Genomic DNA, 18,760 nt, shown 5'->3' on the forward strand with positions numbered 1-18,760 from the left:
CCCGCCCGCCGCTCCGGCGGGTGACCCGCCGGTACCGGGCCGACACGAGTCTCACCGAGGCCGCACTCGACACGGTGCGCCGGTGCTGGGACGCCCTGGCGCTGCCCGCGCCGGAGCGCGCCGAGGCGCTGGCGCTGCTGGAACGGCTGTGCGACCCGTGGGGCCACACTCCACTTGACGCGGTGGCGGTTCCGGCCACCGTGGCGATCGACGGGTCGCCGTTCGAGCCGTCCGTCGCCTGGCACGGCGACCGCACGGAACTGCGCTGCTCCGTCGAGACACTGGGCGCGGCGCCCGCGGCCGCCGCCGGCCAGGCGGCCGGCTGGGCGCTCACCCGGCGGCTGGGCACCGAGTTCGGCGTCTCCGTCGGGCGCTGCCTGGCGCTGGAGGACCTGTTCACCGTCGCCGAGCCCCGCGGGCTGTTCACCATCTGGCACGGTGTGGCGTGGCGGCCCGGCGCCGACCCGCTCTTCAAGGTGTACCTGGACCCGCAGGCGGGCGGTCCGCAACGCGCCGGCCCGGTGCTGGACGAGGCCATGCGCCGCCTCGGCGCCGAGGCCGGATGGCGTGCGCTCCTTGAGCACGTCGGAGGTCTCGGCGGAGCCGGGCGAATCCCGGTGGGACTCGCGTTGGACCTCGACGACGCGGCCTCGGCCCGTATCAAGGTCTACCTCGGCCACGCCGGCGTGGACGCGGCCGCGATCGACCGGTACGCGAGCGCGGCGCGCTCCCACGTGCCGGGCGCGTTCGCGGAGGTGCTGCGCGCGGTGGCCGGCGCGGAGGGCCCCGACTGGCCCAAGCAGCCGGTGACCGTCTACGAGCTGACCGAAGGAGCCGCCGCCCCCGCGACCGCCACGCTGTACGTCCCGGTGCTCCCGGCGGCGGGGAACGACGCGGCCGCCCGCGACCGTATGAGCGCCTTCGTCCGCTCGGTGGGGGCCGACCCCGCGCCGTACGCGGCCTTCCTGGCGGCCGTCGCCGACCGGCCGCTTGAGGAGACCGGCCTGCACAACTTCGTCTCCTACCGCCCGGCACCCCCGGGCGGGCGGCCGCGCTTCGCGGCGTACCTGGCCCCCGGCCTGTTCGGCTGAGAAGGCTGGACGCAGGCGCCCTACGGCCCGGACGCCGGCACCGCAGCGCGCGCTGCGGTTTGCGGTACCGGCGCGCTGACCAGCGGGGACGGGCGGCTGCCGGTGTCCGGTGGCCGGGTCCGCCGGCGCGGAGTCCTGACCCCCCGCTCGCGGAGCAGCGCGTCGGTCAGCCGCCCGGCCCCGCTCCGCTTCGCGTGGCCGCGGCCGGGGATGCCGTAGCGTGCCGTTCCGACGACCCCGGCCCTCTCCCCGGCCGCCGACCCGCACCGCCACCGCGGACCCGCGCTGGCGGGCCCACGCACCAAGGAGCAGCACGCCCATGCGCCAGGACGGCATCACCGAGGTCGCGGCGGGGGTCCACCTCGTCCACGGCGGCAGCACCAACTGGGTGATCCTCACCGACGGCGACGCGGTCACGCTCGTGGACACCGGCTATCCCGGCGACCGCGAGCCGCTGACGGCGTCGCTGGCGGCGGTGGGGCGGCGGCCCGAGGACGTCGCGGCCGTGCTCGTGACGCACGCGCACACCGACCACATCGGGTCCGCGCGGCTGTTCGGTGCCGACCACGGCGTCCCGGTGCTCATGCACGAGGCGGAGGTGCCGAACGCGCGGTGGGAGAGCCGCACCCAGGTGACCTTCGGAGAGGTCCTCCGCAACGGGTGGCGGCCGGGCGTGCTGCCGTGGGCGGTGCACGCCGCACGGTCGGGCGGCCTCGCCGACGCGCGGGTGCCCATGGCCCGGCCGTTTCCGACCACATCAGGACCGCTGGACCTGCCCGGACGCCCGGTACCGGTGCACACGCCGGGGCACACACCGGGTCACTGCGCGTACCACCTGCCGCACCTCGGGGTGCTGGTCACCGGGGACGCCCTCGTGACCGGGCATCCCACCTCGGCGGTGCGCGGACCGCAGCTGCTGCCCCGCATGTTCGACGGGGACCGGGCCGGGGCGCTCGCCTCCCTCGACGTGCTGGAGCGGGTCGAGGCCGACGTCCTGCTGCCCGGCCACGGCCCGGTCCACCGGGGTACCGCACGCGAGGCGGCGGCGCGGGCGCGTGAGCGCGCGTCCTGACCGGACCGGCTCCCGGGAGAGCGGGAGAGAAGGACGGCCCCTGCTCGGCAGGGAGGTCACGAGCAGGGGCCGGAAGCCGCCGCACAGGAGGGGAAGGCGGCCTCTCGCGCCGCGACCGAGGCCGCCGGCGACGCGCCGAACGCGTAGATCCACGGTAAACGCCTGGTCAGCGCGGCGGAAGGGGGCGGAAGGTCAAGAATCACGGGCGCGGGCCGGGCCGGGCCGGGCCCGCTCCTCCGGTGTGCATGGGCTTCCACGGGCTTCCACGGGTTCCCACGGTTTCGAACCGGGGTTTCGGCCCAGTGGCCGAGCCATCCGGAAGCGGTCCGGAACGCGGCTATTTCCGATGGGTGCGGTCCGGCGGGCGCTGCTCCCGCCTTCGGGACGAGGTCGCGGCGGGGGCGGCGCGTCCGGGCCCGGTCCACGCCGCGCGGCGTTGTCCACAGCCCCTGGACCGCGGCTGTGCCCCGGCACCGGGAGCCGGGTACGGTGCCGTCTGGGAGCGTTCCACCGGCGTTCGCGCGGACGTTCCCACCACGTCACCCGAGACGAGAGAGGTGCCCGCGATGTCCGGCGATCCGGTCGGGAACGACGAGCCGCTCGCGGCGTTCGGACTACCGAACCCCACCGACCCCTACGCTGCCCTGCCGGACACCGTCGTGCACGGCGTCTTCCGCGACACCGCCGGCGCGCTGATGAGCGAGTACACCCGCCTCGCCCTGCTGGCCCCGAGCGAGCCGGAGCGGCGGCGCTGGCGGGCGAGGTCCACCGACGTCCTCGACCGGCGGCAGCGGGTGCCGGCCGACGACCGTGCCGCGCTCCTCGACCACGTCGAGCGCTGGCGGGCCGAGCTCACCGAGCTCCGGGAGCGGTGACCGTGGCCTCCGCCGCCTCCACCACCGGATCCCTCGACGACATCGATCCCCGCGACTTCGCGCTCTCCACCACGGAGCTGGCGGAGATCTTCGAGCAGGACGTGATCCCCGAGCTGTTCGACGAAAAGGAGCCGAACGCCGACGCCCCGGTGCTGCTGCTGGGCGGCGTGCCCGGCTCGGGCAAGAGCACGCTCTTCTCGGTGCTGCGCAACCGGTACTCCTGCGACTTCATCCACCTCGACCGCGACTGGTTCCGCTCGTTCCAGACCCATCCCGCGGCCAAGGAGCGGATCGCGAAGGATCCGCAGGCCATGCCCTACGTCACCGAGGAGGTCGCCGGCGCGCTGCTCCGGATGGCACTCAAGCACGCGCTTGAGCACGGCTACCCGGTGGCCCTGGAGAACTCGCTCCGCACGTCCTATCCCCTCGACGTCGCCGACCTCGCCGCCGAGCACGGACGCCCGGTGCACGTCGCCGTCATGGCCACGCCCCCGTGGCGGAGCCGGCTGGACTCCACCATCCGCTACCTGCTCCCCGGCGCGGCCGACGCGCGGTGGACGCAGCACGACTCGCACGAGAAGTGCATCCCGGAGGTCCCCAAGACCCTCGCCCGGCTGGAGAGCCACCCCAACGTCGTCAGCATCGACATCTCGGACCAGACGCGGTTCGTGTACGGCAACACGCGCGGTCCCGACGGCGCGTGGCGCGCGGAGGCCGCGGCCGTCGAGCGGTACGAGGCCGCCGTCGCCCGCGACCCCCGCGAGGGCGAGGCCCTTGACTGGCTCAACCTGTACTGGACGGGTGTCGCGCTGGCCGTCGACCGGGACCAGCTCACCGCCACCACCCGGCCGCGGTTCGAACTGCTCCGCCAGGACGCCGATTACCACGCGCGGTTCGCCTACGGGGGGCAGGACGAGGCCCGCGCCATGCGGCTGCACCGCGCCGCGCAGCGCGTCACCCGCTACGTCCTCGACGCCAGCGCGGAGGGCGTCGCCAACAAGCTGCTGCCGGCCGCGCCGCTCGTCTTCCTCCGCAACCTGACCGACCTCGGCACCATGCTCACCGAGCACGCCGGCCCCTCGGCGTCGCTGGGCGCCGCCGTGCCGCACCTCAAGCGCGAGCAGCTGCGCCGCCATCAGATCGACCCGGAGCGGGCGCGGATCGAGCAGCAGGTGCGGGACGAGGCCCGGACTCACCTCCGCACCAGCGTGCACGGCCGCCGGGACCTCGCCATGGGCGACTTCCCGAGGGGGATCACGGCGGCCGGGAGACGGCCCGCGGCGAGCAGCGTGAAGGAGCGGCGGTACCTGCGCCTGGCGCGGCGACGCGGAGCGCCCGGGAGCCGGCGCACCGCCTGACCCGTCCGCGGCGGGCGGCGGCGAGGAGGGAGGAGGACCTCATGCGGGCAGCGTTCATGCCGGGCCCCGGGGTGCTGGAGGTGGGCGACTTCGAGGTCCCCGGCATCACGTCCGGACAGGTGCTCGTGGCCATGCGGCACGCCTCGGTCTGCGGGTCGGACGTGCACGTCGTCTTCGACGGCTTCCATCAGCCGGACCGGCTCGGCGCCCCTGGGTATCCCGGGCACGAAGGGGTCGGCGTCGTGGCGGACAGCCGGTCCGGGAAGTTCCCACCCGGCACGCCCGTGCTCACGGTGCCGCCGGGACGCGCGGGCGGCTGCTTCGCGGAGTTCCAGGCCGTGGACGGCACGCACCTGCTGGCGCTGCCCGCCGGCTCCGACCTGCGGAGGCTGCTGCCGGCCCAGCAACTGGGCACCACCCTGTTCGCCATGCGCAAGTTCCTCCGCGCCGGCGCCGCGACCGGGCAGGCACCCCGCTCCGCGGCGGTCATCGGCGCCGGCTCGGCCGGACTCTTCTTCCTGCAGCAGCTCCGGCGGCTCGGCTGCGCGGCGGTCGTGGTGTCCGACCTCAACCGGGACCGGCTCGCGGTCGCCGAGCGGCTCGGCGCCACCCGGCTGGTGCACGCCCCCGCCGAGTCGGTCGTCGAGGCCGCGCTCGACCTCACCGGCGGGACGGGGGTCGACCTCGTCGTCGAGGCCGCGGGCTACGACCGGTGCCGCCAGCACGCGGTCGAGGCCGTGCGGCCGCGCGGCACACTCGGCTTCTTCGGCTACCCGGAGTCGTCCGGCACGGCGCCGTTCCCGGTGCACCTCGCGTTCCAGAAGTCGGTCACGGTGGAGTGGGCCGCCGGCACCCAGTTCGAGCCCGGTCTGCGCTCGTTCCGGGAGGCCGTCGACCTCATCCTGCGCGGCGAGATCCGGGTCGACCACTGCCTGGAGCGCGCCTTCCCCCTGGAGGAGGCGCCCGCGGCCCTCGCCGCGGCGCGGCGGCAGGGCGACGGCGCTGCCAAGATCGGCATCGCCATCTCGGAGGGGGACCGATGAGCGCGGGCGGGGCCGACGGGCGCCGGAGCGCGCTCGCGTCCCTGCTGCGCACCCGCGTGCGCGGCGAGGTCGCCGCCGACGGCCGCCGCCGCGCGGAGTACTCCACCGACGCCTCCAACTACCGGGTGGTGCCCGAGGTCGTCGTGCTGCCCCGCGACGAGGACGACGTCCTCGCGGTGCTGGCGGTCGCCCGCGAGGAGAACGTGCCGCTCACCTGCCGCGGCGGCGGCACGTCCGTGGCCGGAAACGCCGTCGGCCCCGGCATCGTGCTCGACTTCTCCCGGCACATGGACCGCGTCCTCTCCCTGGACCCCGACACCCGGACCGCCGTCGTCCAGCCCGGCGTGGTCCTGGCCGACCTCCAGCGCGCCGCCGCCCGGCACGGCCTGCGGTTCGGCCCCGACCCCTCCACCCAGGCGCGCGCGACCATCGCCGGAATGATCGGCAACAACGCCTGCGGGCCGCACGCCGTCGCCTACGGGCGCACGGCGGACAACGTACGCGAGCTCACCGTGGCCGACGGCACCGGCCGCCGGTTCACCGCGGGCGCCGGCCTGGACCCCGTGCCCGGCCTCGCCGAACTGGTGCGCGGCAACCTGGAGGTGCTGCGCACCGAATTCGGCCGCTTCCCCCGGCAGGTGTCGGGCTACTCCCTGGAGCACCTGCTCCCCGAGCGGGGCGGCTCGCTGGCCCGGGCGCTCGTCGGCAGCGAGGGCACCGCCGCGGTCACCCTCGATGCCACCGTCCGCCTGGTCGAGATCACCCCCGCCCGGATGCTGGTCGTGCTCGGCTACCCGGACATGGCCGCCGCGGCCGATGCCGTGCCGCGGCTGCTCACCCACCGGCCGCTGGCCGTCGAAGGGCTGGACGCCCGGCTGGTCGACGTGGTGCGCCGGCACCACGGCACCCGGCGCGTCCCCGACCTGCCGCGCGGCGGCGGGTGGCTGATGGTGGAGGTCGGCGGCACCGACTCCGGTGCCGCCATGGAGTCGGCCCGCACGCTGACCGCCGACGCCGGTGCGCTCGACTCGGCCGTCCTGCCGGCGGGCGCGGCGGCGAGCGCCATGTGGCGTATCCGCGAGGACGGTGCCGGGCTCGCCGGCCGCACACCCGCCGGCCGCCAGGCGTGGCCCGGATGGGAGGACGCCGCCGTCCCGCCCGAACGCCTGGGCGGCTACCTGCGCGAGTTCGAGGCGCTCATGGCCGGCTACGGCGTCGAGGGCCTTCCCTACGGCCACTTCGGCGACGGATGCGTGCACGTCCGCATCGACCTCCCGCTGGAGGAGGACGGTTCGGTGCTGCGGGCGTTCCTGCACGACGCCGCCCGCCTGGTCGCCGCCCACGGCGGCTCGCTCTCCGGCGAGCACGGCGACGGGCGGGCGCGCGGTGAACTGCTGCCGCTCATGTACTCCGAACGCGCCATCGGGCTCTTCGCCGGCTTCAAGGCGCTGCTCGACCCGCACGACATCCTCAACCCGGGCGTCCTCGTCCGCCCCGACCCGGTCGACGCCCGCCTGCGCCGTCCCGCCGCGCGGCCGCTGCCCGTCGCCGGCGGCTTCGCCCTCACCTCCGACGACGGCGACCTCACGCGCGCCGTACACCGGTGCGTCGGGGTCGCGAAGTGCCGGGCCGACACCCGCGCCGGCGGCGGTTTCATGTGCCCCTCCTACCTCGCCACCCGCGACGAGAAGGACTCCACCCGGGGCCGCGCCCGCGTGCTCCAGGAGATGGCCAACGGCACTCTCGTACGCGGCTGGGCGGCGCCGGAGGTCCGCGAGTCTTTGGACCTGTGCCTGTCCTGCAAGGCATGCGCGAGCGACTGCCCGGCCGGGGTCGACATGGCGCGGTACAAGTCCGAGGTCCTGCACCGCGCGTTCGCGGGCCGGGTGCGCCCCGCGACCCACTACAGCCTGGGGCGGCTGCCCCGCTGGCTCGCACTGCTGCACCGGCTGCCCGTCCTGGGGCCGGCCGCGGCCAACGCCGCGTTCGCGCTTCCGCCGGTGCGCCGGGCGCTGCTCGCGCTGGCCGGAGTCGACCGCCGGCGCCGGGCACCCCGGTTCCCCGCGGCGCCGTTCAGCCGGCGGTGGCGGCGCAGCGGGCGGCGCGGCGGTTCCGGTGCGGTGGACGGCCCCGAGGTCGTCCTCTGGGCCGACTCGTTCAGCGAGAACATCGACCCCGAGGTGGCCCGGGCGGCCGCCGACGTGCTCACCGACGCCGGGTACCGCGTGGTGGTGCCGGAGCGCGGCGCCTGCTGCGGCCTCACCTGGACCAGCACCGGCCAGCTCGACGGCGCACGCCGCCGGCTCCGCAGCCTGCTGGCCGTGCTCGGCCCGTACTCCGCGGCGGGCACCCCCATCGTGGGTCTGGAGCCGTCCTGCACCGCCGCGCTCCGCTCGGACCTGGTCGAACTGCTACCCGACGACCCCCGGGCCCGGCAGGTCGCCGCCTCGGTCCACACCCTCGCCGAGGTGCTCACCGACCACCCCGCCGAGGGACGCCGCTGGCGCCCGCCCGACCTGCGCGGCCTCACGGTCCTGGCGCAGCCGCACTGCCACCAGCACGCGGTCATGGGCTACGAGCGCGACCTCGCGATTCTGCGGGAGGCCGGTGCCGAGGTCACCGCGCTCGCTGGGTGCTGCGGCCTCGCGGGCGACTTCGGCATGGAACGCGGGCACTACGAGGTGTCGGTGGCGGTGGCCGAGAACGCCCTGCTCCCCGCGCTGCGCGCCGCCGCGCCGGACACCGTCCTCCTGGCCGACGGCTTCTCCTGCCGCACCCAGGCCGAGCACCTCGCCGGCGTCCGAGGCGTGCACCTGGCCCAGCTGCTCGCGCGGCACCTGCCCTCGCGCCCGCCGCTCGCGGCGGCGCGGGACGGTGGCGAGGACGGCTAGCGGAGCGGGCCGGTGCCGGACCTCATCAGGGGCGCCGCGCCCCGCCGTCTCCGCCGCGGCCCCGGCTGAGCCGGCCGCGCACACCGGCTCGCGCACCGGAGGACCCGGTGCGCGTCCCGGCCCGGTCGGCGGTCACCGTCAGCTCATGAAACCGGCGACACCCCGCTCCGCCGCCACGGCGTCGGACCACCAACGCGAGCACGACTCGATCGCCGTCCGCACTTCGTACTCCAGAGCCGCGCGCTGGTCGGGCGTGGTCGCCTCCCACTGGGCCAGCGCCTGCCGGCACTCCTCGGCGCTCCACTCGCCGTAGCAGGGCAGGTGCTCGGGCCGGGGCAGCTCCGCCGGCAAGCTGCCGTAGCCGAACTCGGTGACCGCCACCGCCGTGATGCCGAGCTGCTTCAGTCCGGCGTCGACCTGCTCCAGCCAGTCCCCGCGGAACGGCGAGAAGTCGTTGTTGAAGCACGCCCGTCCGTAGAACTCGCACACGAGCTGGTAGGCGTAGCCGTACTGGAACGCGTACTGCTCGTCATAGGGGCCACCGTCGATGACCGCGCGCACCGCCTCGTGGCGGGTCGGAGCGCCCCGCTCGATCTCATGGGCGAAGTACCGGTCGTCGGCCGCCAGCTGCCGCTTGAACCGGCCGCCGATCATCCGCCGCAGCTTCTCGTCCTTCGACCCGATGGCCGCCCGCGCCACATCGATGTCGATCACGTACGTGGTCAGTGCGTAACTCATGCCGACACCCTAGGAGCGAGCACCGACATCGGCGACGAAAGCGACGACCGAGGACCTGCGCAGATCCGCCACCCCAGACTCCCCGCCCTGGCAGCCGGAGTATTCGGCGTTGCGGTGCGCGATGTCGGGGCTGACGCCCGCCTGCTGGCAGACGTCCAGTACAGGCGGCCGAAGTGGCTGCCCCGCACGCCCGCGACCAGCTCACCTCGGCGTGCGGCGCCGGCGGCCACCGGCGGGCGGGCGGTGGTGGCCGGAGCATCCGGGGACAGGCCCGCGGCCCGGCAGCCATGCGAGCCGCCCGGGCTGGTGCGACCGCGAGCCCGGGGACCGGGCCCTCAGCCGGCCGCCTGGGCCGTGACGCGCTCGATCGCCTCGACGGCGACCTCGGGCTCGTCGACGTGGATGTAGTGCCCGCTGTTCTCCGCGGTGGCCAGTCCGCTCTCGCTGGACACCGCCAGCCACGCCTCCTGGCCCGCGGTCCAGTCCTCCTCAAGGCCCGGCCCGTACTCGGGGACCTCCGCGAGGTACCGCTGCCCGTGCTGGAGCACCTGCACCGGGATATCACCGGCGGAGCGCACCTCCCCGTCGGTGAAGACGAGCTGTTCCGGGTTCTCCCCCGCGAAGACCGCGAGGGTCTGGGCGCGCAGCTCAGCCGCCGGGCCGGTGGCCGACTCGGGGATCCGGTCCTTGAGGTCGGCGATCGCGGTCGGCGAGGTCGCGTCCAGCAGGACCAGGCCGTGGACCCGGTCCGGGTGGTCGGGCGCGTACCTCGCGGCGATCAGGCCGCCCATCGAATGCCCGGCCAGCACGACCGGACCGCCCAACGCGACCTCGTCGAGGACCCCGGTCAGCGTCTCCCCGATGTCGTCGTAGTCCTGGGGACCGTCCGGCTGGTCGCTCCCGCCCGCGCCGAGCCGGTCGTAGGAGCAGACCCGGGCGTCGGCGCTCAGCGTCTCCTGGAGGTCGGCCATGGTGGTCAGGTCGTCGCCCCCGCCGTGCAGCAGGACGACGACCGGCTCGCCGGGCACCGGGACGCCGGAGCAGGAGACGTTCACCGAGCGGCCGTCGACGACGATCTCCTCGGTTCCGGAGAACAACTCCCCGGCATTCGTCGGCACGTCCTCGGGGAGCAGCCGCGATCCCACCTCCGCGGCTCCGGCGCATCCGGTCAGCCCCACACCGGCCACGACACCCAGTGCGGCCGCGGCGCTTGCCCTGATCGAGTGCTTCATGAGAACGCCTTCCAAAGCGTGCGGGGGGGGGGAGACGGACCGTTCAGGCTTCGTGGCCGGAGCGCGTCATCTGCCACTGGACGCTACGGGCCCGGCCTCCGGAAATCGTCACCCGGCGGCGGACACCCGCGCGTAGCTCGCGAGGGGGACAGCCGCCGCGGGGCGGGAGTAGCCCCCGGCCCGGCACTCCGGCCACCGCCGGGGCACGCCGAAGCAGGAGGGGCCTCCCGCTACTCGGACGCGGGAGCGCGGTCGGTGGCGGCTCGCGCGGGATCTTTCGACTGATCTCGGTATACGGGCAGGTCACAACGGGCATCGATGGCGTGGTCGGGGTTGGCGCCGCCCGGAGGGAGGCGGTGCAATGAACCTCGATCGGCCACGACTCCATGTGATGGGAGCGCTATGAAGCGTTTCGCCGTGATCCTCGCCGCCACCGGCCTCGCCCTGGTCACCGCCGCACCCGCCCACGCGGCCAGCGGCACGCTGCTCCTCAACGGGCGCGCGATCACCGACCCGCACGGCTGCTACGACTCCGAGGAGCGGCCGCTGAGGATCGAGAACGGGACGAACGAGACCGTGGTCGTCCACGGTCTGCCCGGCTGCAGCGGCCGGATCGTCGGGTTCGTCCACTCCGGCGAGACCGCGGTCGTCCCCGGCTCCAGCGTCTCCCTCCCGTAGAACACCGCGCGGTCCCCGGCATCCGACACGGGGACCGCGCACGGACCAGGCCAACTCCCGGAACCTGGCGGCCCGTCCGCTCAGAGGTTGCGCGGATAGGTGCTCCTGACGCGCCGCTGCTAGCCTGACCAGCATGTCAGGCGCATCGTGCTCGGCCGCTTGTGCGGCAGTGACCAGGACGTCCCGCTAGCGGCGGGACGTCCAACTCACCACACCACCCACCTGGAACGTCCAGCCGCTTCGTGATCAGTCCGGAGCGGCCCTCTGTGCTGCTCAAGGCTCTTCAGAGCGACGGAGCACTCGATGCTTTCAGGCACTTCCTCCTCCCGCGGGCAGAGCCCGTCTCCCACGCGGGCATGGCTCGTGCTGTGCGCGATGTCCATGCTGCAGTTCTTCATCGCGGTCGACGTGACCGTGGTCAACATCGCGCTACCCTCGATCGGCGCGGATCTCGGCGTCGGAGGCCACTCGCTGACATGGGTCGTGGTCGGCTACACCATCACCGGCGGCGGGCTGCTGATGCTCGGCGGTCGCATCAGCGACCTGCTGGGGCGCCGCCGCACGCTGCTGGTCGGCACGACCCTGTTCGGTGCGGCATCTCTGCTGGCTGGCCTGGCCCCCTCGTTCCCGGTCCTGGTGGCCGCGCGCCTCGTCCAGGGGGCCGGTGAGGCCATCGCACTGCCCGCCGCGATGGCCACCATCGTGCTGATGTTCCCCGAGGGCCCACGCCGGTCGCGGGCCCTGAGCGTGTGGGCCGCGGTCGCCAGCTGCGGCCTGGTGCTCGGGTTCGCCCTCTCGGGAATCATCACCGCCCACCTGGGCTGGCGCTGGATCTTCCTGGTCTCGGTGCCCTTCATCCTCGCCGTCGTCGTGGCCGCGCTCGTGTTCGGCCAGGCCGACCGTCCCACTTCCCGTGAACGGGCCCGGCTGGACCTGCTGGGCGCGCTCCTGCTGACCGCGTGCCCATTGCTGTTCACCTATGGCGTGGTCGAGGCCGGTGAACCTGGCACGAGCCCGTGGGCGGGCCTGGCGGCGCTGGTCGCTGCGGTGCTGGCGGCCGCCGGGTTCGTGCGGGTCGAATCGAGGTCACCGGACCCGCTGGTGCCCCTTGCCTTCCTCGCCAACGGTCCCCGGGTGCGGGCGAACCTGACGACGGCGCTGCTCAGCGGGGCGTTGTCGACCTCGTTCCTGCTGTTCACGTTCTACCTGCAGGACCGTCTCGAGATCGGTCCGCTCGGAGCCGGACTTATGATGCTGCCGTTGGCTGTGGCGCTGATCGCGGCCTCGGTTCTCGTGCCCCGGCTGCTGGGCCGTTGGGGGGCACGCGTGTGCGTGCTGGCAGGCCTCGGAGCCGCTGCGGGCGCGATGACAGTGATCGCTCTCGTGGCCGTCCTGGGGGCCGGGGCAGCGTGGCTGCTACCGGCGATGCTGCTGATCGCCGCGGGGATGGGCTTCGGGCTCGTGGGGCTGCAGTACATCGCGGTCAGCGGAACCACCGAGGAGGACGCCGGGATCGCCTCCGGTGTTCAGCGGGCAGCCGATCAGCTCGGCGGGGCCAGCGGCGTGGCCGTCTACGTGGGCATCGGGTTCGCTCCCGCTGTGCACGCTGGAGACCCGTTCCTGACCGCAGCGCTCCTCGCGATCGCCGGGCTGGCCGTCGGTGCCGTGGTCATCAGCCGCTCCTCGGCCACCACGGAGGTGCGGCCGCAGGCCGAGTAGGGGACCGCGCCGCCACGCGCTGCCATCCGACAGCAGCGTGGCGGCGTGGAAAGCGCGCCGGGCCGGCCGGTGGTCACCCCGATCCGGCCGGCCAGATGCCGCTCAGCGTGCGTTCGGCCGGTTCGCCTCCAGCCCGTGAAGCGCGATGTCGATTCCGCGGCGCATGGCCGCCCAGAACTTCTCCTCCGGGTCGCCCCGCTCCATGCTGGTGAGCGAGGCCCCCAATGCGGCGCCCCACGTGGCGCCGACGACCGCGGCGGCGCTGACCGCGTCGAGTTCGTCCGGATAGGCCGCGAGGAGCGCCGCGGCGATGTCGCGCTGCACGTCGAACGCCACGTGCAGCGCCTTGGCCTGGAGTGCGGGGGCGCTCATCACCAGCTGGACGTAGGTCTCCATGAGCGCGCGCTCGCGCCCGTCGGCGTCTTTGGCGAGGTAGTCGGCCAGCATCGCGTTGTAGGTCCGGGTCAGCAGGTCCGCGACGCTCTCGCCGGGCTGCCGGTCGGCGATCACCTCCAGTGCGAGCGCGCTGCGTTCCCGGTTGGCGGTGAAGAGCACCTCGTCCTTGCTCTGGAAGTGGTTGAAGAACGTCTTCGTGGCCACGTCGGCGGCGGCCGCGATCTGGGCGACGGTGGTCTGCTCGTACCCCTGCTCGCTGAAGAGGCGGATCGCGGTCTCCATGAGCAGCTGCCGTGTCTGCTGCTTCTTGCGCTCCCGCCGGGACTCCTGCATGCGGCGATCTTACATTCGAATGATCGATACATGCGTTGTACTTTTACATTCGATGTAATTAAATGTGGGTGTGGTCGCGCGCGGGACCACGGCGACCGTTCCACGGAGCTTCGGCAGAGAGCACGGGTGGCCCGCGCCGCGCGGACCGCCCAGAAGGGCAAGACCATGACGAGCGAACCCCTGACGTTCCCTTTCACCCGCACCAGCCTGTTTGACCCGCCCCAGGAGATCCTGGACCTGCGCGCCGAGCGCCCGATCGCGCGGGTGCGCTTCGCGGACGGCCGGGAGGGCTGGCTGGCCACCCGGCGGTCCACCATCCGCGAGGTCCTGGCCGATCCCCGGTTCAGCGCCCGGCAGGAGCTGCGCAACAGCGGGTTCGCGACCACCCTCGACATCCCGCCCGCGCGGCCCGGCCAGTTCATCAGCATGGACCCGCCCGATCACACCCGCTACCGGCATCTGCTCGCCGGCCAGTTCACCGTCCGGCGGATGCGCCGGCTCGCCGCACACATCGAGGAGATCGCCGAGGAGCATCTCGACCGGATGGCCGCGGCCGAGCCGCCGGTGGACCTCGTGCGGGCGTACGCCGCGCCGATCCCCGCCTTGGTGATCAGCGACCTGCTCGGAGTCCCGCGCGACTACCGCGAGCGGTTCACCCAGGAGATCGTCAGCATGTCGCGCATCGACGCCTCGCCGGAGGAAAAGGTGCAGGCGCAGGCGAACGTGGCCGGGTACCTCGGCGAACTGGTACGGCGCAAGCGGGCCGAGCCGGCCGACGACCTGCTCGGCGGGCTGCTCTCCGACGGCGACCTCACCGACGAGGAGGTCACCAACATCGGGTTCCTCCTCCTCGGCGGCGGGTTCGACACCACCGCGAACGTGCTCGGCCTCGGCGTCCTCGCGCTGCTGCTCGACCCCGCGCAGATCCCGGTGATCACCGACCCGGAGACCGTGGAGAACGCCGTGGAGGAGCTCCTGCGCTACCTGCCCATCGTCCCGGGCACGGTGCGCGCCGCGCTGGAGGACGTCGAGATCGAGGGGGTCCGGGTGCGGGCCGGCGAGAGCGTCATGGTCTCGATCCCCGAGGGCAACCGCGATCCCGGGCGGTTCGCCGACCCCGACACGCTCGACCTCACACGCTCCGCCGCCGGACACATCTCGTTCGGCCACGGGGTGCACCAGTGCATCGGGCAGCAGCTCGCCCGGGTGGAGCTGCGGGTCGGCTTCCCCGCCCTGTTCCGGCGGTTCCCCACGCTGCGGCTGGCGGTCCCACCGGAGGAGGTCCCGTTGCGCGACGACATGGTCATCTACGGAGTCCGCGAACTCCCCGTCACCTGGTCGGCCCGATGACCCGGCTGCACGTCGACCGCGAGCGGTGCGCCGGCGCGGGCATGTGCGTCCTGACCGTGCCGGAGGTCTTCGACCAGGACGACCGCGACGGCCGGGTGGTCGTGCGGTCGGACACGGCGGCGGCAGACCCCAGCGCAATGCGTGACGCGGTGACGCTCTGCCCGTCCCACGCCCTCTCGCTGCGCGACGACCCGTGACGCCACCGCCCGCTGTGGTACCCGGTCTGCATCCGGGCCATCGGCCGCCGTCATGCGGCGGCCCCGCCTCGTGACGGCCCTGGGCGGGCGAAGCGTGCGGCGCCCGCGTGCGGGCGCTGCGGCGGCGGACCGGGCGGCGGACGTCCGCCCGGAACCCCGCGTCCCTCGAAGGCCCCCTGGGCCTTCTCGCCGCCGGTCCACCACACGCCGAGCCGCTGCCTGGTGAGGAGCCAGCCGTCCGGGCCCGGCGGAACTCCCAATCGCAGGGTCCGCCCATGGAGTAGGGGGCGTCCGTTCTCCCCGGCGCGGTGACGGCCACGAACCACATGTAGCCGAGCCCGGTCGCCCATCACCTCGAAATGCAGGTTGAGGAGGTGATGCTGCATGTTCGGGTACGGAGCACCGCCACCTGTCCCGCTACCTGAAGTCCGTCCCAGCCGGGGCCTGAACCGGACGCCGTGGGACGCCGCCCATCCCGGACGGCGTCCCACACCCGCAGCCGTGCGCAGGACGAGTTAAGCCATCCCGTTGCGGGGCACCCCCGACAGCGGTCACCCTAGGGGCACAACGGGCAGTGCCCGAGACGGAAGGATCCCCATGAAGCTGCGAATGATCGGCTCGACCTCCAAGGACGGCGACTGCCCGACCCTGTACGAGACGGAGACCGGCGACATCGTCGTCCAGGGCGACCAGCTCACGGACCCCGAGGCCCTGGCCCAGCTCCAACACGTCAAGGACGGTGAGACGTTCGTGGTCGTGCCGCGTGCGCTGCTCACCCAGTACGCGCCGAGGGACTAACTGTGGCTGATCGTCTGGCGGGGTCCCAGATCACGGAGTTCTTCCGGGACGGCTTCGAGCACACCGCGTGGCGGCTGGAGACTCGCCGCGCCTACGGGGTCGCTTCGGAGGATGACGACTTCCAGGCGTGGTTGCGCGGGGAGCCTCACCGGCCAGACCCCGACCGGCCGTGGCTGCGGGTCATGCGCGACCTGGAGGCCGCCGGCCGCCGGGTGGAGCGCGTCCGGATCCTGGACGATCCGCCGACCGACTACCAGCGGTGGATACTGGAGGACGTCGCGGACAGCATCGAGGCCGGGGAGGACATCCGGTACCTGCCGCGCGCGGAAGCATGGCGGCTCCCTCATGCGCCGCATGAGGACTTCTGGCTGTTCGACTCCAAGCTGATCGGGGTCTTCGCGTTCGAGGGCAACCGCTCCCTGGGGATGGCGCTCACCAACGACCTGCAGCAGGTGCTCGCGGCGTGCCAGATCCGGGACGCCGCCTGGCACTACGCCAGGCCCGTCGCCGAACTCTCCACGCTAGCCACATGAGCACGGACTTCCAGAGAGCGCGGCTCGCTCTCGGTGCGCAGTTGCGTGAGCTGCGCATCGGGAGTCGGCTCACCGGGCGCGAGATGGCGGCCAAGCTCGGGTGGGCACACTCGAAGATCAGCAAGCTGGAAAACGGCAGGCAGACCGCGACCGCCGACGACCTGACCGCCTGGGCCTCGGCGTGTGGCCAGCCCGACGCCGAGGCCGGCTTGCAGGCCGCGCTCCGCGGGCTGGAGACGCGGTACCGGACGTGGCGGCGTCAGCTCGCGGGAGGACACCGCGCGCGGCAGGAAGTCGGGATCAGCGAGTCGAACCAGACCCGGCTCTTCCGCGGGTTCCAGGAATCGATCATTCCCGGCCTGTTCCAGACCGCCGAGTACGCGCGCCACATCTTCTTGGTCAGCTCAGACTTCCACCAGTCCCCACGCGACACCGAAGAGGCTGTGCGGGCGAGGATCCGCCGCCAGGAGCTGCTGTACGACCCGGGGCGGCAGTTCCGGTTCCTGGTCTGGGAGGCCGCGCTACGGATGCGCGTCTGCCCTCCTGATGTGATGGCCGGCCAGCTGGACCGCCTCTCCGGGCTCATGGGTCTGGACACGGTCGAGTTGGGCATCATCCCCTTCGCCGCACGGTTGAAGCTCATGCCCTCCCACGGCTTCTGGATCTACGACGAGCGCCTGGTGGTCGTGGAGAACCTCAATGCCGAGATGTGGCTGGACGACGCGGCCGACATCGCGCTGTACGTGCGCGCATGGGAACGGTTTGGCGAGTCGGCCGTGTACGGGCCGCCCGCGCACCGCCTGATCGCCTCGGCCCGCGCGGCCCTCGAAACTCTATGAGCAAACCCGCGAACCACAGTCGCGACAACAAGAAACATCGAGAAACACGGCAAGCGCCGAGAAACGCCCAGCCGTAGCGTCATCGACACCAGACCTCATGGGGGTGACGATGACCGCTTCCCTGCTTCTCACTGCCGATGCGGTGACGCCGCGGCAGTCGGGCCGGCACCGCCGGTTCGTCCCGGCGCAGCGTCCGGCCGCGGATCCGTCCCGCATCCCGGACTACGCCGAGTTCGCCTCGATGGCGCTGCGGCACGGCGCCCGGTGGGAGATCACCTACCGGACCGGTGACCCGACCCCGTACAGGGCGCGGCACCGGGCCGTGGAGATCTCGCTGGCCTCGGATGACCTCCACGCGCTCGACTGCGCCCTGGCTGCGTTCGAGCCGCCGCCGAGTGCCCGGCCCTACGTGCTGTGCCGGCAGGCCGCCGCATGAGCGAGAACGCCGCGGTGTCGGAGCAGGACGCGTTCGACCGGCTGCTGGAGGAGCTCGCCGCCGCCGGGTACGTCACCGTGACCGCCCCGGACCGGCTGATGGTGGACGCGCAGATCCACGAGGACGACCGGGTCCTGGGAGCGGTCCTGCTCGGCATCGGCGACTGGGGGCCGGACCGCACGGGCTGGTTCGTGTGGGTACCCGCCCGGCCGGGCGGTGACGCGCCGAGTTCGGGGTGGTGGGCGCCGGTCGGCCCCATCGAGCACGAGCCCCGGGCGGCGGTGGAGGTCGCCGACGTCGTGATCTCGCAGGTCGAGGGGATCGATCGGCGCCCACCGGTGCGGTGGCGGCCCCGGCCGGAACCTGCGGTCGGCCCGCCGGAGCCCGAGTAGACGGCCGCGCCCGCGACCCCCTTACGTCGCGGGCGCGGCCACGGGAGGGTTCTTCCCCAGCCCGATGCCCTCCCGCGCGGCCCGTCCTGGCCGTCATGGCTCCAGCCGGGACGGGCCGCGCATGAACGCCGGACCGCCTGTGGTCCGGCCGCCGGTGCCCAACGCCCAACCCCCGGGTCAGTCACCGGCACCCCCGGCCGCACCCAGCCGTGCACCCGCGGTGCGGCCGGGACCCCGCAGCCCGCCGGTCCGCCATGAGGGGGCGGACCGGCGCCCTCCAGGGCGGCGACGTCTTGGAGCCGCCCGCGCCCCGGCTGCTCACCGGAGGCGCGGGCACCCGCCGGCAGGGGTGGTGACCCGCCGGCCGCCCGCCCCGGGGAGACCTGGCCGGGGCGGGCCCCACGATCCGCCGTCCGGCGGACGGCACCCACATCCCCCAGACGAGCGGAGGCAGCCATGGACCCGGCGGCAGAACTCACCCCGACCAGTTCCCTGGACGACATCCGCGCGGCCCGAGGCGACGGCGCCCAGCTCGCCCAGATCGCCGAGAAGATCGGCCGGAGCACGTCCTACGTCAGCAAGATTCTGAGCGGCCGACTCGTGCGACGCTCCGCCACCCAGGTCGACCCGCTCACCTCCGACGACATCGACCCCGACGTCCTGCGCGCCCAGCTGGATGCCGGACGCACCCCCGAGGAGATCGGCCGCGAGCTGCAATGCCGGCTCGTGACCGTGCTCAACGCGATGCACAAAGCAGGGCTGCTGTCAGCCGTCGCCCCCGCCCTAGCC

19 protein-coding genes are annotated in these 18,760 nt (G+C 73.8%); 16 read left to right on the forward strand and 3 right to left on the reverse strand.

What is annotated here, in order from left to right:
* The 6 genes from DEF28_RS19200 to DEF28_RS19220 form a co-directional block, all read left to right on the forward strand.
* The coding region (locus DEF28_RS19200) for a tryptophan dimethylallyltransferase family protein (RefSeq protein ID WP_114446190.1) at positions 1-1,091 on the forward strand (1,091 nt) is incomplete at its 5' end.
* Positions 1,092-1,410: 319 nt separating this feature from the next.
* A complete protein-coding gene (locus tag DEF28_RS19205) occupies positions 1,411-2,163 on the forward strand; it encodes an MBL fold metallo-hydrolase (protein WP_114399087.1) in 753 nt (250 codons plus the stop codon).
* Positions 2,164-2,729: 566 nt separating this feature from the next.
* Positions 2,730-3,038, forward strand: a complete 309-nt coding sequence (locus DEF28_RS27625; protein WP_158562878.1) for a hypothetical protein — start codon at positions 2,730-2,732, stop codon at positions 3,036-3,038.
* Positions 3,035-4,396, forward strand: a complete 1,362-nt coding sequence (locus tag DEF28_RS19210) for a zeta toxin family protein (protein ID WP_158562879.1) — start codon at positions 3,035-3,037, stop codon at positions 4,394-4,396. Before DEF28_RS27625 ends, DEF28_RS19210 begins: the two co-directional genes overlap by 4 nt.
* 41 nt (positions 4,397-4,437) lie before the next feature.
* Complete coding sequence (locus tag DEF28_RS19215; protein WP_114399085.1) at positions 4,438-5,439, forward strand: zinc-binding dehydrogenase; 1,002 nt, start codon at positions 4,438-4,440, stop codon at positions 5,437-5,439.
* Positions 5,436-8,330: an FAD-binding and (Fe-S)-binding domain-containing protein gene (locus DEF28_RS19220; protein ID WP_114399084.1), complete on the forward strand. Its 2,895-nt coding sequence runs from the start codon at positions 5,436-5,438 to the stop codon at positions 8,328-8,330. Before DEF28_RS19215 ends, DEF28_RS19220 begins: the two co-directional genes overlap by 4 nt.
* A gap of 138 nt (positions 8,331-8,468) precedes the next feature.
* On the opposite strand, the gene DEF28_RS19225 is transcribed toward DEF28_RS19220, so the two are convergent.
* Together DEF28_RS19225 and DEF28_RS19230 are read right to left on the reverse strand one after the other, a co-directional pair.
* Positions 8,469-9,068, reverse strand: coding sequence for a DUF7691 family protein (locus tag DEF28_RS19225; RefSeq protein WP_114399083.1), 600 nt, complete (start codon positions 9,066-9,068; stop codon positions 8,469-8,471).
* A 335-nt stretch (positions 9,069-9,403) separates the two neighbouring features.
* Positions 9,404-10,300: an alpha/beta fold hydrolase gene (locus DEF28_RS19230; protein WP_114399082.1), complete on the reverse strand. Its 897-nt coding sequence runs from the start codon at positions 10,298-10,300 to the stop codon at positions 9,404-9,406.
* Between the two features lie 402 nt (positions 10,301-10,702).
* Here DEF28_RS19230 and DEF28_RS19235 point away from each other — a divergent pair, with 402 nt between their 5' ends.
* Both DEF28_RS19235 and DEF28_RS19240 read left to right on the forward strand, forming a co-directional pair.
* Entirely contained in the window at positions 10,703-10,978 is a 276-nt protein-coding gene (locus tag DEF28_RS19235) for a hypothetical protein (protein ID WP_114399081.1), read from the forward strand.
* A gap of 303 nt (positions 10,979-11,281) precedes the next feature.
* A complete protein-coding gene (locus tag DEF28_RS19240) occupies positions 11,282-12,697 on the forward strand; it encodes an MFS transporter (protein WP_233515408.1) in 1,416 nt (471 codons plus the stop codon).
* Positions 12,698-12,799: 102 nt separating this feature from the next.
* On the opposite strand, the gene DEF28_RS19245 is transcribed toward DEF28_RS19240, so the two are convergent.
* Positions 12,800-13,426 (reverse strand): TetR/AcrR family transcriptional regulator, encoded by a 627-nt coding sequence (locus DEF28_RS19245; RefSeq protein ID WP_114399079.1) that lies wholly within the window; start codon positions 13,424-13,426, stop codon positions 12,800-12,802.
* Between the two features lie 165 nt (positions 13,427-13,591).
* Between DEF28_RS19245 and DEF28_RS19250 the strand changes: the two genes are divergently transcribed.
* The 8 genes from DEF28_RS19250 to DEF28_RS19290 all read left to right on the forward strand — a co-directional run.
* On the forward strand, positions 13,592-14,776 hold the full coding sequence (locus DEF28_RS19250) for a cytochrome P450 (RefSeq protein ID WP_114399089.1): 1,185 nt from the start codon (positions 13,592-13,594) through the stop codon (positions 14,774-14,776).
* Complete coding sequence (locus DEF28_RS19255; RefSeq protein WP_114399078.1) at positions 14,773-14,973, forward strand: ferredoxin; 201 nt, start codon at positions 14,773-14,775, stop codon at positions 14,971-14,973. Before DEF28_RS19250 ends, DEF28_RS19255 begins: the two co-directional genes overlap by 4 nt.
* A 597-nt stretch (positions 14,974-15,570) precedes the next feature.
* A complete protein-coding gene (locus DEF28_RS19265) occupies positions 15,571-15,771 on the forward strand; it encodes a hypothetical protein (protein ID WP_114399077.1) in 201 nt (66 codons plus the stop codon).
* A gap of 2 nt (positions 15,772-15,773) precedes the next feature.
* Positions 15,774-16,304 carry a DUF6879 family protein gene (locus tag DEF28_RS19270; RefSeq protein WP_114399076.1) on the forward strand — a complete coding sequence of 177 codons (531 nt, stop codon included), beginning with the start codon at positions 15,774-15,776 and terminating at the stop codon, positions 16,302-16,304.
* On the forward strand, positions 16,301-17,143 hold the full coding sequence (locus DEF28_RS19275) for a helix-turn-helix domain-containing protein (RefSeq protein WP_114399074.1): 843 nt from the start codon (positions 16,301-16,303) through the stop codon (positions 17,141-17,143). The genes DEF28_RS19270 and DEF28_RS19275 overlap by 4 nt, the downstream gene beginning before the upstream one ends.
* Before the next feature lie 109 nt (positions 17,144-17,252).
* Entirely contained in the window at positions 17,253-17,579 is a 327-nt protein-coding gene (locus DEF28_RS19280; protein WP_147280176.1) for a hypothetical protein, read from the forward strand.
* Positions 17,576-17,971, forward strand: a complete 396-nt coding sequence (locus tag DEF28_RS19285) for a hypothetical protein (protein WP_147280175.1) — start codon at positions 17,576-17,578, stop codon at positions 17,969-17,971. Before DEF28_RS19280 ends, DEF28_RS19285 begins: the two co-directional genes overlap by 4 nt.
* Positions 17,972-18,427: 456 nt before the next feature.
* Positions 18,428-18,760, forward strand: a 333-nt coding sequence (locus DEF28_RS19290; RefSeq protein WP_147281076.1) for a hypothetical protein, incomplete at its 3' end; no start/stop codon positions are given.

Origin of the sequence: Marinitenerispora sediminis, from assembly GCF_003336425.1 — a bacterium.
GTDB classification, from domain to species: Bacteria; Actinomycetota; Actinomycetes; order Streptosporangiales; family Streptosporangiaceae; genus Marinitenerispora; species Marinitenerispora sediminis.